We start from the raw sequence: 14357 nt of genomic DNA, 5'->3' as shown, positions 1-14357 counted from the left end.
TGACGACAGGCTCCACCGTGGGCCAGGTTTGCGACCGGATCTTCACAATGCAACAGCGCTGTCGCGCGTCGGACCGGGTAACGGGGCGACGCGGGACGAAGGATCGCCCGCGCCGCGGGCCTTACCGGAGGGAAGACGATGACGAACAGGACGCCGTCCATGACTTTTGACCAGATCGCTGCAGCCAATGCTGTCGCTGCGGCCAAAACGTCGAAACGCGCCGCCGGCATCCCACGGAAGCAAGGCCTTTACGATCCGCGCAATGAACATGATGCCTGCGGCGTCGGCTTTGTCGCGCATATGAAGGGCCAGAAGTCGCATCAGATCGTGCGCGACGGCCTGTTCATTCTCGAGAACCTGACGCATCGCGGTGCCGTCGGCGCAGATCCGCTGATGGGCGATGGCGCGGGCATTCTCGTGCAGATCCCGGACCGTTTCTTCCGCGAGGAAATGGCGCTTCAGGGCGTTATCCTGCCGAAGGCTGGCGAATATGGCGTCGGCCATTTCTTCCTGCCGCGCGACGAGACGCTGATCGAACATTTCAAGACCGCCATCAAGCAGGTCGTAACCGAGGAAGGCCAGGTTCTGCTCGGCTTCCGCGACGTGCCGGTCGACAATTCCTCGCTCTCCAAGGCCCCGGATATTGCCGGCACCGAGCCGCATCATGTGCAGGTCTTCATCGGCGCCGGTCGTGATGCCGGCACGCATGACGAATTCGAGCGCCGCCTGTTCACCCTGCGCAAGGTGATCTCGAACCGCATCTATGCGGAATATGAGGGCGAAGAGAGCAATTTCTACCCAGTGTCGCTGTCGAACTCGACCATCGTCTATAAGGGCATGTTCCTCGCCTATCAGGTGGGCGCCTATTATAAGGACCTGGCCGATCCGCGCTTCGAATCGGCGGTTGCCCTCGTCCATCAGCGCTTCTCAACCAACACCTTCCCGTCGTGGAAGCTCGCGCATCCGTATCGCATGGTCGCCCATAACGGCGAAATCAACACGCTGCGCGGCAACGTCAACTGGATGGCGGCGCGTCAGGCGTCGGTATCTTCGCCGCTGTTCGGCGACGATATCTCCAAGCTCTGGCCGATCTCCTACGAAGGACAGTCGGACACCGCCTGTTTCGACAACGCGCTCGAGTTCCTTGTGCGCGGCGGCTACTCCATGGCGCATGCCGTGATGATGCTCATCCCTGAGGCATGGGCCGGCAACCAGCTGATGGCTGCCGAGCGCAAGGCATTCTACGAATATCACGCAGCCCTGATGGAGCCGTGGGACGGCCCGGCCGCCGTTGCCTTCACCGACGGCAAGCAGATCGGCGCGACGCTCGACCGCAACGGCCTGCGTCCGGCCCGCTATCTCGTCACCAATGACGATCGCATCATCATGGCGTCGGAAGCCGGCGTTCTGCCGGTCGACGAAGAGAAGATCATCCAGAAGTGGCGCCTGCAGCCGGGCAAGATGCTGCTGATCGACATGGAAAAGGGCCGCATCATCTCTGATGACGAGGTGAAGTCCGAGCTTGCCAGCAAGCATCCCTATCAGAGCTGGCTCAAGCGCACGCAGTTGATCCTGGAAGACCTGAAGCCGGTGGAGCCGCGCGCGCTGCGCCGCGACGTGTCGCTGCTCGATCGCCAGCAGGCCTTCGGCTATACGCTGGAGGACACTAAGCTCCTGATGTCGCCGATGGCGACGACGGGGCAGGAGGCCATCGGCTCCATGGGTACGGATACGCCGATCTCGGCCATGTCCGACAAGCCGAAGCTGCTTTACACCTATTTCAAGCAGAACTTCGCGCAGGTGACGAACCCGCCGATCGACCCGATCCGCGAAGAGCTGGTGATGAGCCTCGTCTCCTTCATCGGCCCGCGCCCGAACCTGCTCGACCATACCGGCATGGCAAACGCCAAGCGGTTGGAAGTGCGCCAGCCGATCCTGACCAATGGCGATCTGGAAAAGATCCGCTCGATCGGCCACACGGAAGATCGCTTCGACACCAAGACGCTCGACTTTACCTATGATGTCGAGCGCGGCGCCGAAGGCATGCCGGAAATGCTCGACCGTCTCTGCGAGCGCGCCGAAGCAGCCGTTCGCGGCGGCTACAACATCATCGTGCTTTCCGACCGCCAGATCGGACCGGACCGTATCGCGATCCCGGCGCTGCTGGCGACGGCTGCCGTGCACCATCACCTGATCCGCAAGGGGTTGCGTACCTCGGTCGGCCTCGTCGTCGAAACCGGCGAGCCGCGCGAAGTGCATCATTTCTGCCTGCTTGCCGGCTATGGCGCCGAGGCGATCAACCCCTATCTCGCCTTCGACACGCTGCTCGACATGCATCAGCGCGGCGAATTCCCGAAGGAAGTGGACGCCACGGAAGTCGTGTATCGCTATATCAAGGCGGTCGGTAAAGGCATCCTCAAGGTCATGTCGAAGATGGGCATTTCGACCTATCAGTCCTATTGCGGCGCGCAGATCTTCGACGCGATCGGCCTGCAGGAAGAACTGGTCGACAAGTATTTCTTCGGCACGGCGACCATGATCGAAGGCATCGGCCTCGAGACCATTGCCGAGGAAACCGTCGCCCGTCACAAGTCGGCCTTCGGTGCCGATCCGATCCTGGCAAGCACGCTCGAGATCGGCGGCGAATATGCCTACCGTATGCGCGGCGAAAGCCACGCCTGGACACCGGATGCGGTGGCCGCGCTTCAGCATGCCGTGCGCGGCAATGCCGAGGATCGCTATCGCGAGTTCGCGGACATGGTCAATGACTCGGCACTGCGGATGAACACCATCCGTGGCCTGTTCAAGATCAAGAGCGCGGAAGCGCTCGGCCGCAAGCCGATTTCGGTCGATGACGTCGAGCCTGCTGTCGACATCGTCAAGCGCTTCTCGACGGGCGCCATGTCCTTCGGCTCGATCAGCCGCGAGGCGCATACGACACTGGCGATCGCCATGAACCGGATCGGCGGCAAGTCGAACACCGGCGAGGGTGGCGAAGAGTCCGATCGCTACATGCCGCTCTTCGACGGTTCGCCGAACCCGGAACGCTCGGCGATCAAGCAGATTGCGTCTGGCCGCTTCGGTGTGACCACCGAATATCTAGTCAATGCCGACGTGCTGCAGATCAAGGTCGCGCAGGGTGCCAAGCCCGGCGAGGGCGGACAGTTGCCCGGCCACAAGGTCGACGCGACCGTCGCCAAGACCCGGCATTCGACGCCCGGCGTCGGCCTGATCTCGCCGCCGCCGCACCACGACATCTACTCGATCGAAGATCTGGCGCAGCTGATTTTCGACCTAAAGAACGTCAACCCGACCGCCGATGTCTCGGTCAAGCTCGTCTCGGAAGTTGGCGTCGGCACGGTTGCCGCCGGCGTTGCCAAGGCGCGCGCCGACCACATCACCGTCGCCGGCTTCGACGGCGGCACGGGCGCCTCGCCGCTCACCTCGCTGAAGCATGCCGGTTCGCCTTGGGAGATCGGCCTTGCTGAGACACAGCAGACGCTGGTGCTGAACGGCTTGCGCTCGCGCATCGCCCTGCAGGTGGACGGCGGTTTGAAGACCGGTCGTGACGTCATCATCGGCGCGCTGCTCGGCGCGGACGAGTTCGGTTTTGCCACCGCACCGCTGATCGCGGCCGGCTGCATCATGATGCGCAAGTGCCACCTCAACACCTGTCCGGTGGGTGTCGCGACGCAGGATCCGGTTCTGCGCAAGCGCTTCAAGGGCACGCCGGAGCACGTCATCAACTACTTCTTCTTCGTCGCTCAGGAAGTGCGCGAAATCCTCGCCTCGCTTGGCTTTACCAGGCTGGACGATGTCATCGGCGCTTCGGAGCTCTTGGAGAAGGACGACATGCTCGCCCATTGGAAGGCCAAGGGGCTCGACTTCAGCCGCATCTTCCACAAGGTCGATGCGCCGAAGGAAGCGACCTATTGGACGTCCCTGCAGAAGCATCCGATCGACGACATTCTCGACCGCAAGCTGATCGAGCAGGCCGAGCCGGCGCTTGCCAGCAAGACGCCGGTTGCGATCGAAGTGGACATCAAGAACGTCGACCGTTCGGCCGGCGCGATGCTGTCGGGCGCAGTCGCTAAGCGTTACGGCGCTCGCGGGCTGAAGGACGATACGATCAGCGTCACGCTGAGGGGCACCGCCGGACAGTCGTTCGGCGCGTTCCTGGCACGGGGCGTCACCTTCAACCTCATCGGTGACGGCAACGACTATGTCGGCAAGGGGCTTTCGGGCGGCCGCATCATCATCCGTCCGCCGGAGAACTCGAAGATCCTGGCCGAACATTCGATCATCGTCGGCAACACCGTGCTTTACGGCGCGACCGAGGGCGAGTGCTACTTCCGTGGCGTTGCCGGCGAGCGTTTCGCGGTGCGCAACTCCGGCGCCATCGCCGTTGTTGAAGGCGTGGGCGACCATGGCTGCGAATACATGACCGGCGGTGTCGTCGTCGTGCTCGGCGAAACCGGCCGCAACTTCGCAGCCGGCATGTCGGGCGGCGTTGCCTATGTGCTCGACGAGAAGGGCGATTTCGCCCGCCGCTGCAACATGGCGATGGTCGAGCTGGAGCCGGTTCCGGAAGAGGACGAATTGCTGGAGAAGCTGCACCATCACGGTGGCGACCTCATGCATAAAGGACGTGTCGACGTCTCCGACGACATGACGCGTCACGATGAGGAGCGGCTCTACCAGCTCATTTCGAACCATTTCCACTACACTGGTTCGACGCGTGCAAAGGAAATCATCGATCATTGGACCGATTACCGTCCGAAATTCCGCAAGGTCATGCCGGTTGAATACCGCCGCGCCCTTGAGGACATGGAGCGGAACCGGATGAGCGTGGCGGCGGAGTGATCCGCGGCAACGCCCTTTCCATTCGAGGGTTTCGCGCCTGATTGCGATCGCCGAAATGGCGGTCGCAGCTGTCGAAGAGCGGAATCAGATTTGAATTACAGTGCCGGACAAGGCAGCGGGATTTGCCTTCAGGCACGGGAGCCATCGGGCTCCTCTTTAGAGTGAGGAAACGAAAGCATGGGCAAGGTAACAGGCTTCTTGGAAATCGACCGGCAGGTTGGCAAGTATCAGCCGGCGTCGGACCGTATCCGGCATTTCCGCGAATTCACGATCCCCATGTCGGACCCGGAAGTGCAGAAACAGGCCGCGCGCTGCATGGACTGTGGCATCCCCTATTGCCACGGCCCGACCGGCTGCCCGGTGCACAACCAGATCCCAGACTGGAACGACCTCGTCTACAACAACAACTGGGAAGAGGCGATCCGCAACCTGCATTCGACCAACAACTTCCCGGAGTTCACCGGCCGTGTCTGCCCCGCGCCCTGCGAGGAAGCCTGCACGCTGAACCTCGAGGATGCGCCGGTCGCGATCAAGACGGTCGAGCAGGCGATTGCCGACAAGGCCTATGAGCTCGGCTTCATTCGCCCGCAGCCGGCTACGGTCCATACCGGCAAGAAGGTCGCCGTCATCGGCTCCGGCCCCGCCGGCATGGCAGCTGCCCAGCAGCTCGGCCGCGCCGGCCATGAGGTTCATCTCTACGAGCGCGAGTCGAAGGCCGGCGGATTGCTGCGTTACGGCATTCCGGACTTCAAGATGGAGAAGAACTTCATCGATCGCCGCGTCGAGCAGATGAAGGGCGAGGGCGTGACCTTCCATTGCGGCGTCAATGTCGGCGTCGACGTCAAGATGGAACAGCTTCTGGCCGATTATGATGCCGTTCTTTATTGCGGCGGCTCGGAAACTCCGCGTGAGGCCGGCATTCCCGGCGTCGGGCTTGCCGGCGTCCATGATGCCATGCCCTATCTCGTGCAGCAGAACCGCCGCGTCGGTCGCGAAAACATCGACAGCATCGGCTGGCCGTCCGACCCGATCCTCGCCGGCGGCAAGCATATTGTCGTCGTCGGTGGTGGCGATACCGCGTCCGACTGCGTCGGCACGGCTTTCCGCCAGGGCGCCGTCAAGGTGACCCAGCTCGACATCCGCCCGCAGCCGCCGGAAAAGGAAGACAAGCTCGCCGTCTGGCCGTTCTGGGCAACGAAGATGCGGACTTCCTCTTCGCAGGCCGAAGGTGCCGTGCGCGAATTCCAGGTCGCTACGCTGGAATTCATCGGTGAAGACGGCGTGCTGACCGGCGTGAAGTGCTGCGAAGTGGATGAGCGCCGCAAGCCGATCGCCGGCACGGAATTCGTTATCCGCGCCGACCTTGCCTTCATCGCCATCGGCTTCCGCGGCCCGTTCACCGACAGCGTGCTCAAGGACCTCGACGGCAAGCTGACGCTCAACACCGACAAGCGCGGCTCGACCAACGTCGTCGCCGACGACAAGAGCTACAAGACCTCGGTCGACAAGCTCTGGACCGCCGGCGACGTCCGCCGCGGCCAGTCCCTGGTCGTCTGGGCCATCCGCGAAGGCCGCCAGGCCGCTCGCGCGATCGACGAGGCCCTGATGGGCGCCACGGTGTTGCCGCGGTAAAACGCCTCGCCAATATCCAAGCAAGCATTGAAAGCCGGGCTCGTACAGAGCCCGGCTTTCCTTTTATCTGCTGGCCGCGATGTTCCAATTGTAGATGCAGCGGTCGAGGCCGATGGCGATTTCGAGCACCAGAACGTCATGATCCACGACGGGGCCCGCCTTGCCCTTGCTACGGTAGCGCTGCGGGAAATCGGTGCGCTTTGAGATCGAGCAGACTTCCATCCATTTGTCGCCGTTATCCACCTCGATATCCATCGTCACCTGCGAATAGGCCGGCAGGCGATCCGATGGAACGATCCTTGTCGGCAGATGAATCATCGATGCGATCATGCGGCGGACTGGTTCGAGGCAAGCGGCATGATAATCATTGCCGCTATCGGCGGTGAAGGCGCATTGGAACTCAAGCTGCCAGAACTCCTTGAGCCTGACATGCTTCGTCGGTTGCTCCTGCTCCCGACGATAGGATTTTCCGGCCTGCCAAACACATAATGGCAGTCGTGTCCTGGAATGATTTTCGAGGAGATGCTGCATGTAGACATAGGTCGATGGTGTCGTCTCCGGCCGAAGCACCAATTGGGGATCCGTCGGGGATATCTGCTCCTGAACCCAGATGTCGGCATTCGAATAGGCATCCGAAACGAGATGGCGTGGCATGAGGGCAGCGGCTTCAACTCTCCGGACATCCCAAGCCGGATTTGCGGATCTGAGGAAACTGCGGACCTCATCGGAAAAGAACCGGACGAGATCGTCACGGAGCCGGATGTCCCGCTCTTCCCAGTGAACGAGCGAATTGACGTTGTATATATTGAGCACGATGCCTCTCTCCTTGGGCAACGTTGATGTTTTTGGCGAGGGCTTTACGTCCAGCAGCGGCCGGTCGCAGCGCTGCTTCCGGCTGTCACAACTGGACGCGGAGACCTCGGCCGGAGAACGCGCAGAAAACCGCAGCCTGCAGGCAGGTGCGGTTACGATCGGTAAGATCTGCGCGGTTCGTGCTCATAGGCGGATTTTCTATTGGCCAATTGTGATGTTGTCAAATTGGCCCAAGTGCCGCCTATCGGGTCGCTGTCGTCGGCGGCGCAGCCCCCGGCAGCCGATAATCATCGACGCGGCCCGTCGGGGCCGGGGCCATCTGGCCTTTCTCGACCAGGAGGTCGCGGGGCGAGGGCGTCGTGGGCGCCGGGGCGGGAGTTCCGCCGAGGAGCTGCGAGCCGCCGTCGAGATTGGGGTCGGAGATGCTCATCGGCTGGGTGCGGGTGATCTTTTCCGTCTCTGTTGCCGGCAGGTTGGCTTGTTCGGGCGCCAGCGGATTACTGGTGTCCAGGCGCGTGATGTCGGGGCTTGCCTGGTCGCCCAGCAGGCGGCGCACCGGCTTTTCGACGTAGAAGGCGACTTTGCGCTTGCCCGCCGCCGTCAGGTTGACACCGTCGGCGGTTCTGAGCCGCACCTGCTGGCCGTTGATATCGGAGCCCGTGACGATGAACTCGCCGTTCTGGTCGGTAAACCCGTCCCAGATATCGATGAACTCGCCGCCGGCGCTTGCGACCTGGCTCTGGTAAAGCTGATTGAGCTTCACCGCGCCTTCGGTCAACTGATCAGAACCGAAGGCCGGCAGGCCGACCCAGATGAGGGGGATATGGCGGTTCGTCACCAGCTTGGCAAACTGCTGCACGCGCTCCTCATAGGCGAGGAACCAGGGGTCGGTGCCGTATTTTTCGTTGAGGCCGTCGCCGATGATCTGCTGGCGGTCGTTGGCGCCGATCATCACGACGACGACCGCTGGCTTCAACTGATCCAGCATGGTGGGCAGTTGCTGTGGCCAGTTATAATAATCTTGGCGCACAAGGCCGGAGGCGACGGTGCCGCGGGTCTGGACGACGACGCCGGGCGATGTCGAAAAGGCGTCTGCCAATCCATCGCCGAGCCCACTTGCCAGAAAATCGCCGACGACGAGGATCGTCTTGGCGTCGGGCAGCTTTTCCGCCGGTGGCGGCGTATCCGGTTGAACCACGACCTGACGCGGCTTCGGCGGTGGCGCGACCCGTTTACGCGGCTGCGTCGAGCGTCTCGGAGCCGGCCGATCGTAGGATTGGTCGGGAATATCGGGCTCGGATCGGCCGAACAATATGTCGAGCAGCGTCTTGCGCGGCCGCTCCTGCGCCTCGGCGGCCGTCAACAGGCAAGCAAGGGTAAAACAGACAGCAAGAAGCGCCGCGAGGGTCGATTTCGCGGCAGCCATGATTGTGCGGGCAGGTCGGTTTTTCATCGGGCTCTTTTCCGCTCAATGCCCCATGGTCGCATTAGGACGGCACCGCCGTCCAGCCGATCCAAGGCTCATGGTTGATGGCGGCGACCTATTTGCGCAGCGCGTTCAACAGGCTCATCGAGGGTTCGCCATCGGCGTCCATGCCGATACGTTGCTGAACCGCGGCGATGGCGGCCTTGGAGCCGGAGCCAAAATTGCCATCGACGACGCCGTCATAATAGCCGAGTTCCTTCAGACGCGTCTGCAGCTCGAATTTCTGCTTCACATCCAGCGTGCCGCTCGGACGTGGCCAGGATTGCTGCATGCCGCCATAGCCGGCGAGCTGATCGGCAAGCAGGCCGACGGCGATCGCGTAGCTGTCGGAAGCATTATAGCGCTTGATGGTGAAGAAATTGCTGGTCATCAGGAAGCCCGGTCCATTGGGACCACCCGGCATCTTCAGCTGCGCGCGCTCGGAGTTCAGGCGGAAGCCCTTGCCGCTTGGGCGAGCGAAACCGAGGGCGGCCCATTGGGCAAGCGTACGGGTCTTGCCGGTCTGCGCGCTGCCGCCCGGCGGCACGGTGACTTCGTAGCCCCAGGTGTGGCCAGTGCTCCAGCCGTTCTTGGCCAGCAGGTTTGCTGTTGTCGCCAGCGCATCGGGAATGGAATTCCAGATATCGGCATGGCCGCTGCCATCGGCATCGACGGCATAGAGCAGGTAGCTGGTCGGGATGAATTGGGTGTGGCCCATGGCGCCGGCCCAGGAGCCGGTCAACTCCTTGCGCGATATGTCGCCATTCTGCAGGATCTTCAGCGCCGCGATCAATTGCTTCTTGGCGTAGTTGGCGCGCTTCGGGTCGGCATAGGCAAGCGTCGCCAGCGCGCGGGGCACGTAATGCAGCTTCTCTTCCTTGGCCAGGACGGCGCCGTAATTTGATTCCATCGACCAGATGGCGAGCATGATATTGCGGTCCACCCCGAAATGCTGTTCAAGTGAACGCAGTGTGGAACCGTATTTGGTCGCCATCTTGCGGCCAACATCGACGGTATAGGGGTTGACGCGGGAATCCAGGTAATCCCAGATCTGGGATTTGAATTCCGGCTGGTATTGCGCTTTTTCGAGGACCGTGGGGTCGGGGTCCGTCACGCCGGCAAATGCATTGCGATAGGTCGACTGCGTAATGCCGCTCTTAGCGGCGGTGCTGTAGAAACCCGCAATCCATTTTTGGAACCCTGGGTCCGCATTGGCGTTAATGGGGGTCAATCCCGCAAAGGCGCCGAGCGCGAGCGCCAGAGCGAGACCGAGAAGGGAGTGTTTGCGGTTTGAAGTCATCTACAGCCGTGTCCATCAATACTTGGATTTCGGAGCGGCGATGCGCGTAGCAGTCGCCCAAGCATGACATTACAGGAATGAAGTCAACAAATTGTTTACCATGGAAGCCGGGGTCAGTCATCATTGCAAAACAGTCGCAAATTTATTCTACTGACCCTCAAATAATGTTGGCGCAGAACGATTTAATTCCCCAGGAGGTATGAGTGGGACAGCATAAAAAGGTGCGTAAGGCAGTATTTCCGGTCGCCGGGCTCGGGACGCGATTCTTGCCGGCAACCAAGGCGGTGCCGAAGGAAATGCTGACCGTTGTCGACAAGCCGGTGATCCAATACGTCGTCGACGAGGCGATGGAGGCGGGCATCGAGCATTTCGTGTTCGTGACCGGCCGCAGCAAGCATGTCATCGAAGACTATTTCGACATTCAGTTCGAGCTCGAGCAGACATTGCGCCAGCGCAACAAGAATGCCGAGCTGACGCTTTTGAGCGGCCTCTTGCCGAAGGCGGGCACGGCGAGCTTCACGCGCCAGCAGGAACCGCTCGGCCTCGGTCACGCCGTCTGGTGCGCCCGCGAGATCGTCGGCGACGAGCCGTTCGCGCTGCTTCTGCCCGACATGGTCATGAGCGCCGAAAAGGGCTGCATGAAGGGCATGATCGAGCTTTATGAAACCAGCGGCGGCAATGTCATCGCGGTCGAGGAATGCACGCCGGATCAGACCCACAAATACGGCATCGTCGGCGTCGGCGACACCATCGGCAATGGCTTCCGCATCACCGGGATGGTGGAAAAGCCGGCCAAGGGCACAGCCCCGTCGAATTTCTTTATCAATGGCCGCTACATCCTGCAGCCGGAGATTTTCGAGATCCTGGAGAGCCAGGAGCGTGGTGCGGGCAACGAGATCCAGTTGACCGACGGCATGTTGAAGCTTGCCCAGAAGCAGGATTTCGCCGGTTACCACTTCCAGGGCCAGACGTTCGACTGCGGCGCCAAGGATGGCTTCATCCTCGCCAACGTCGCCTTCGCGCTCGCCCGCGCGGATATTCGCCCGACTGTCGAAGACGGTCTGAAGGCGCTGGTCGCGGCGCTGAAGTAACGGAGATCAAAGTCTTCTCTCCCCGCTCTCGAGAGTTTCGAAAGGGCGGGGAGAGTTTTACCTCTTCACCGTCAATCCCACGCCTGCCTGGACCTGTCGTGTATCGTCGCCCGTCTTTCGTGACGTCAGCTGGTAGCCGACGTTGCTGGTGAGATCGAGGTAGCGGTTGATGCCCCAGGTGAAGCCGAGAGCTGCGTCATATTCCGTTTCGTCGGCGAAAGAGCTGTCGGAGGGATAATTGCGCCAGATCGTGCCGCCGGTCAGCTTGGCGGTGAGGTCGTCGCGCAACTGGTGGCTCAAGGTGCTGGTGAGCTGGTAGGCGGTGTAGCCGCTTTCGCCCGCCGTCGTGGAGGGCTGGACCGTGGTCGCAAGACCGATGCTGACATCGGTGCCGCGCTGCGGCGACCAGGCGAGTTTGCCGTCGATGGTCGGCGAATCGATTGCGGCGAGCCGCGAATCATCGAATTCCGTGTGCTGATAGCCGAAGCCGAGCTCACCTTTCATCTTCTCGCCGAGGTCGAGCTCGACGCCCGCCTTGCCGCCAAAGCTCTGGTTCGAGCGAGCGTAGCCGTTGCTGTCATGCGACTGGTCGTAGACGGCAAGGCCGAGATCTGCTTCGAGGAAGGGAATGAGGGCTGGCGACAGCTCGTAACCGATGCGCCCGCGCCAGGTGCCGGCCGTCTGGTTACGGTCGCTGAGCGTCACCGGCGTTCCATCCGAGAGCACGGCGTCGGAATAGATGGTGCGGGTCAATGCCACGGCTGTCGTGCCACGCAGCACGCCGAAATCACGCTCCAGCGAGAGACCGGTATTGAACTGGTTGACGGCCGATTGCTTCGAGGCGTTGGCAATGGCGTTCGGATCGCTGGTATCCTCGCGGAAGAATTGATAGCCGGCGGTGATGTGGGCGACGGTGTCGGCGGGAAGGTCTAGGCGCAGGTCGGCGTTGAGATTGACGGTCGGTTGCTCCGCGCCGCTGCCGCTGAAATTCTTCTGCCAGACGCCCTCACCGGTGATGGTCAGCGCATGGCGGTCCCAATCCGAGGTCAGTGTGCTGCGCAGATCTGTCTGCAGGAAGCTGCGATCGTCATTGGTGGAGCCGGTGCGGTTGCGTTCGACATTGACGGACTGGTTGATGGAGGGACGCAGGGTAAAGGTGCCGAGCGGTATGCCCTGCGCGTCCGCGCGGTCCGGATATTGCCGCGCCCTCAGATCATCGACGCCGGTCTCGCGCAGATTGACGCGGCGCAGATCGTCGTCGAGGGTCGAGCCGGTCGTCGTAGGGTCGATGCTGCCGAGCCGGAGGCGACCGTTGACTGGCGCGTCCGCATCCGTCGAGCTCTGGTTTGCGGTTTTGGTCGTCTTGGATTTGGCGGTTGTTGTGGCGGTGACGGGAAGATCGAGGCTGTCGGTGTCGGTTGAGCCTGCCTGGCTGGTGTCGGCCGACTGCGCATGGACCGGCATCGGCATAGCTAATACGCCCCAGCCCAGCAGAGCGGATGCAGCGCATGCCGTCAGCCGGAGGGAGCGTCCACCCGCCTTGTTGTTGCCGATGTCCATTTGATCCTATGTCTGATCTTACTGGAAATGCCTTAAATTCTTACCCAATCCTAAAGCCTCATGGTTAACGCTTCCTTGCCAGAGAATTATAAGGAGTGGGGGATGACCGGCTTGGTCCTTGCTATGCGAAAGCGATCTCCGGTGGACAGAAATAGAGAAAAGCGGTAGGCCTCCGTCATGAATAAGAGAGCAGTGAAATTCATCGAGAACGGTGCGATCGAATCCGCGATGCGGACGATCGAGATCGAAAGGCAGGGGCTGGAAGCGCTGGAGCGCGCGTTGGCCGACGGTTTGGCCGAGCCTTTCAGCCGTGCGGTGGAGGTGATCGGCGGCATCGACGGGCGCGTCATCATCACCGGCGTCGGCAAGAGCGGCCATATCGGCAACAAGCTCGCCGCCTCGTTTGCCTCCACGGGAACGCCGTCTTTCTTCGTGCATCCGGTTGAAGCCAATCACGGCGATCTCGGCATGATCACCCAGGACGATGTCATCATCGCCATATCATGGGGTGGTGAAAGCGCCGAATTGCGCGGCATCATCAGCTATTCTCGCCGTTTCTCGATCCCGATGATCGCCATCACTGCGGGCGAGACATCGACGCTGGCGCGTGAATCCGACGTGGTCCTGTTGCTGCCCAAGGAGCAGGAAGCTTGCCCGCATGGATTGGCGCCGACGACGTCGACGCTGTTGCAGCTCGCGATCGGCGACGCGCTTGTCGTGGCGCTGCTGGAAGCGCGGGGCTTTACCGCCGAGGATTTCCGCACCTTCCATCCGGGTGGCAAGCTTGGTGCGAGCCTCTCGCATGTCGTCGATATCATGCACAAGGGCGATCGCGTTCCGCTGGTCAATCTCGGCACGGGCATGCAAGAGGCGGCGATGACGCTCTCGAACATGCGCTTCGGCTGCGTCGGCGTGATCGATGACGACGGCTGCCTTTGCGGCATCATCACCGATGGCGATATCGCCCGCAATCTCGGCGGCAGCCTCGCTGAGATGCGGGTGGACGAAGTGATGACCCGCAATCCGAAGACGGTGAAGGAAACGACGCTGGCGACTGGGGCGATGGCATTGCTGAACCGCTACAATATCTCAGCGCTGATGGTTGTCGACGAAACCAAGCGGCCGATCGGCATCGTCCATTTCCACGACCTGCTGCGGATCGGCGTCGCCTGATCAGGCGGCCTCGACGGTCAGGTCGCGCCCGTTGCTGGCGACGACCTTGACGCGGGTGCCGGCCGGCAGATCCGGCCCGGCCACGATCCAATAGGTATCCTCCAGACGGATGCGGCCGCGGCCCTCGATGATCGGCTCGGCAAGCGTTGCCGTGCGACCGACGAGGCTGGCGCTGCGCTGGTTTAGAAACGGTTCGTCCGTCGCCTGGCTGTTGTTATACACATAGTGACGGCCGAGCAGGGTGACGATGACGGCGGATGCCGCGAAGATCAGCCATTGTATTTGCCAGACCCAGAAGGCGCTGTCCCAGAAGAGCAGCGATAGCGCGCCGACGATAATGCCGGCAAGGCCGACCCAGATCAGGAAGAAGCCCGGCAATACGAGTTCGGCTGCGAGCAGCACCAGTCCCAGTACCCACCAGCTCCACGGGCCGAGTTGTACGACGAGATTGTCGAACATG

The 14357-nt window shown here is 61.9% G+C and carries 9 protein-coding genes; 4 read left to right on the top strand and 5 right to left on the bottom strand.

Features of this window, described 5'->3' with window-relative positions; genetic code table 11:
- The first annotated feature begins 138 nt into the window (after window positions 1-138).
- Window positions 139-4863: a glutamate synthase large subunit gene (gltB, locus tag RRH01S_RS17965; RefSeq protein WP_041722703.1), complete on the top strand. Its 4725-nt coding sequence runs from the start codon at window positions 139-141 to the stop codon at window positions 4861-4863.
- A 177-nt stretch (window positions 4864-5040) separates the two neighbouring features.
- The gene (locus RRH01S_RS17960; RefSeq protein ID WP_034517537.1) at window positions 5041-6495 is read left to right on the top strand and encodes a glutamate synthase subunit beta; all 1455 of its coding nucleotides are present in this window, start codon (window positions 5041-5043) and stop codon (window positions 6493-6495) included.
- A 63-nt stretch (window positions 6496-6558) separates the two neighbouring features.
- Here RRH01S_RS17960 and RRH01S_RS17955 read toward each other — a convergent pair whose 3' ends face one another.
- The 3 genes from RRH01S_RS17955 to RRH01S_RS17945 form a co-directional block, all read right to left on the bottom strand.
- On the bottom strand, window positions 6559-7308 hold the full coding sequence (locus RRH01S_RS17955; protein WP_034517538.1) for an aminoacyl--tRNA ligase-related protein: 750 nt from the start codon (window positions 7306-7308) through the stop codon (window positions 6559-6561).
- A 241-nt stretch (window positions 7309-7549) separates the two neighbouring features.
- On the bottom strand, window positions 7550-8761 hold the full coding sequence (locus RRH01S_RS17950) for an SGNH/GDSL hydrolase family protein (protein WP_012652341.1): 1212 nt from the start codon (window positions 8759-8761) through the stop codon (window positions 7550-7552).
- An 88-nt stretch (window positions 8762-8849) separates the two neighbouring features.
- Window positions 8850-10073 (bottom strand): lytic murein transglycosylase, encoded by a 1224-nt coding sequence (locus tag RRH01S_RS17945; RefSeq protein ID WP_012652340.1) that lies wholly within the window; start codon window positions 10071-10073, stop codon window positions 8850-8852.
- A 203-nt stretch (window positions 10074-10276) separates the two neighbouring features.
- Between RRH01S_RS17945 and galU the strand changes: the two genes are divergently transcribed.
- On the top strand, window positions 10277-11164 hold the full coding sequence (gene galU / locus RRH01S_RS17940) for a UTP--glucose-1-phosphate uridylyltransferase GalU (protein WP_007701064.1): 888 nt from the start codon (window positions 10277-10279) through the stop codon (window positions 11162-11164).
- 57 nt (window positions 11165-11221) lie between these two features.
- Here galU and RRH01S_RS17935 read toward each other — a convergent pair whose 3' ends face one another.
- Window positions 11222-12724, bottom strand: coding sequence for an outer membrane beta-barrel protein (locus RRH01S_RS17935; RefSeq protein ID WP_042473398.1), 1503 nt, complete (start codon window positions 12722-12724; stop codon window positions 11222-11224).
- A gap of 177 nt (window positions 12725-12901) precedes the next feature.
- On the opposite strand from RRH01S_RS17935, the gene RRH01S_RS17930 reads away from it, so the two are divergent.
- Window positions 12902-13897, top strand: coding sequence for a KpsF/GutQ family sugar-phosphate isomerase (locus RRH01S_RS17930; protein WP_012652338.1), 996 nt, complete (start codon window positions 12902-12904; stop codon window positions 13895-13897).
- On the opposite strand, the gene RRH01S_RS17925 is transcribed toward RRH01S_RS17930, so the two are convergent.
- Window positions 13898-14356 (bottom strand): NfeD family protein, encoded by a 459-nt coding sequence (locus RRH01S_RS17925; protein WP_034517540.1) that lies wholly within the window; start codon window positions 14354-14356, stop codon window positions 13898-13900. It abuts the gene before it with no gap.
- Window position 14357: the final 1 nt, after the last annotated feature.

This window comes from Rhizobium rhizogenes NBRC 13257, from assembly GCF_000696095.1.
GTDB lineage: Bacteria > Pseudomonadota > Alphaproteobacteria > Rhizobiales > Rhizobiaceae > Rhizobium > Rhizobium rhizogenes.
Note: the sequence above shows the minus strand (reverse complement) of the source record. Positions and strands in the feature narration are given on the sequence as shown.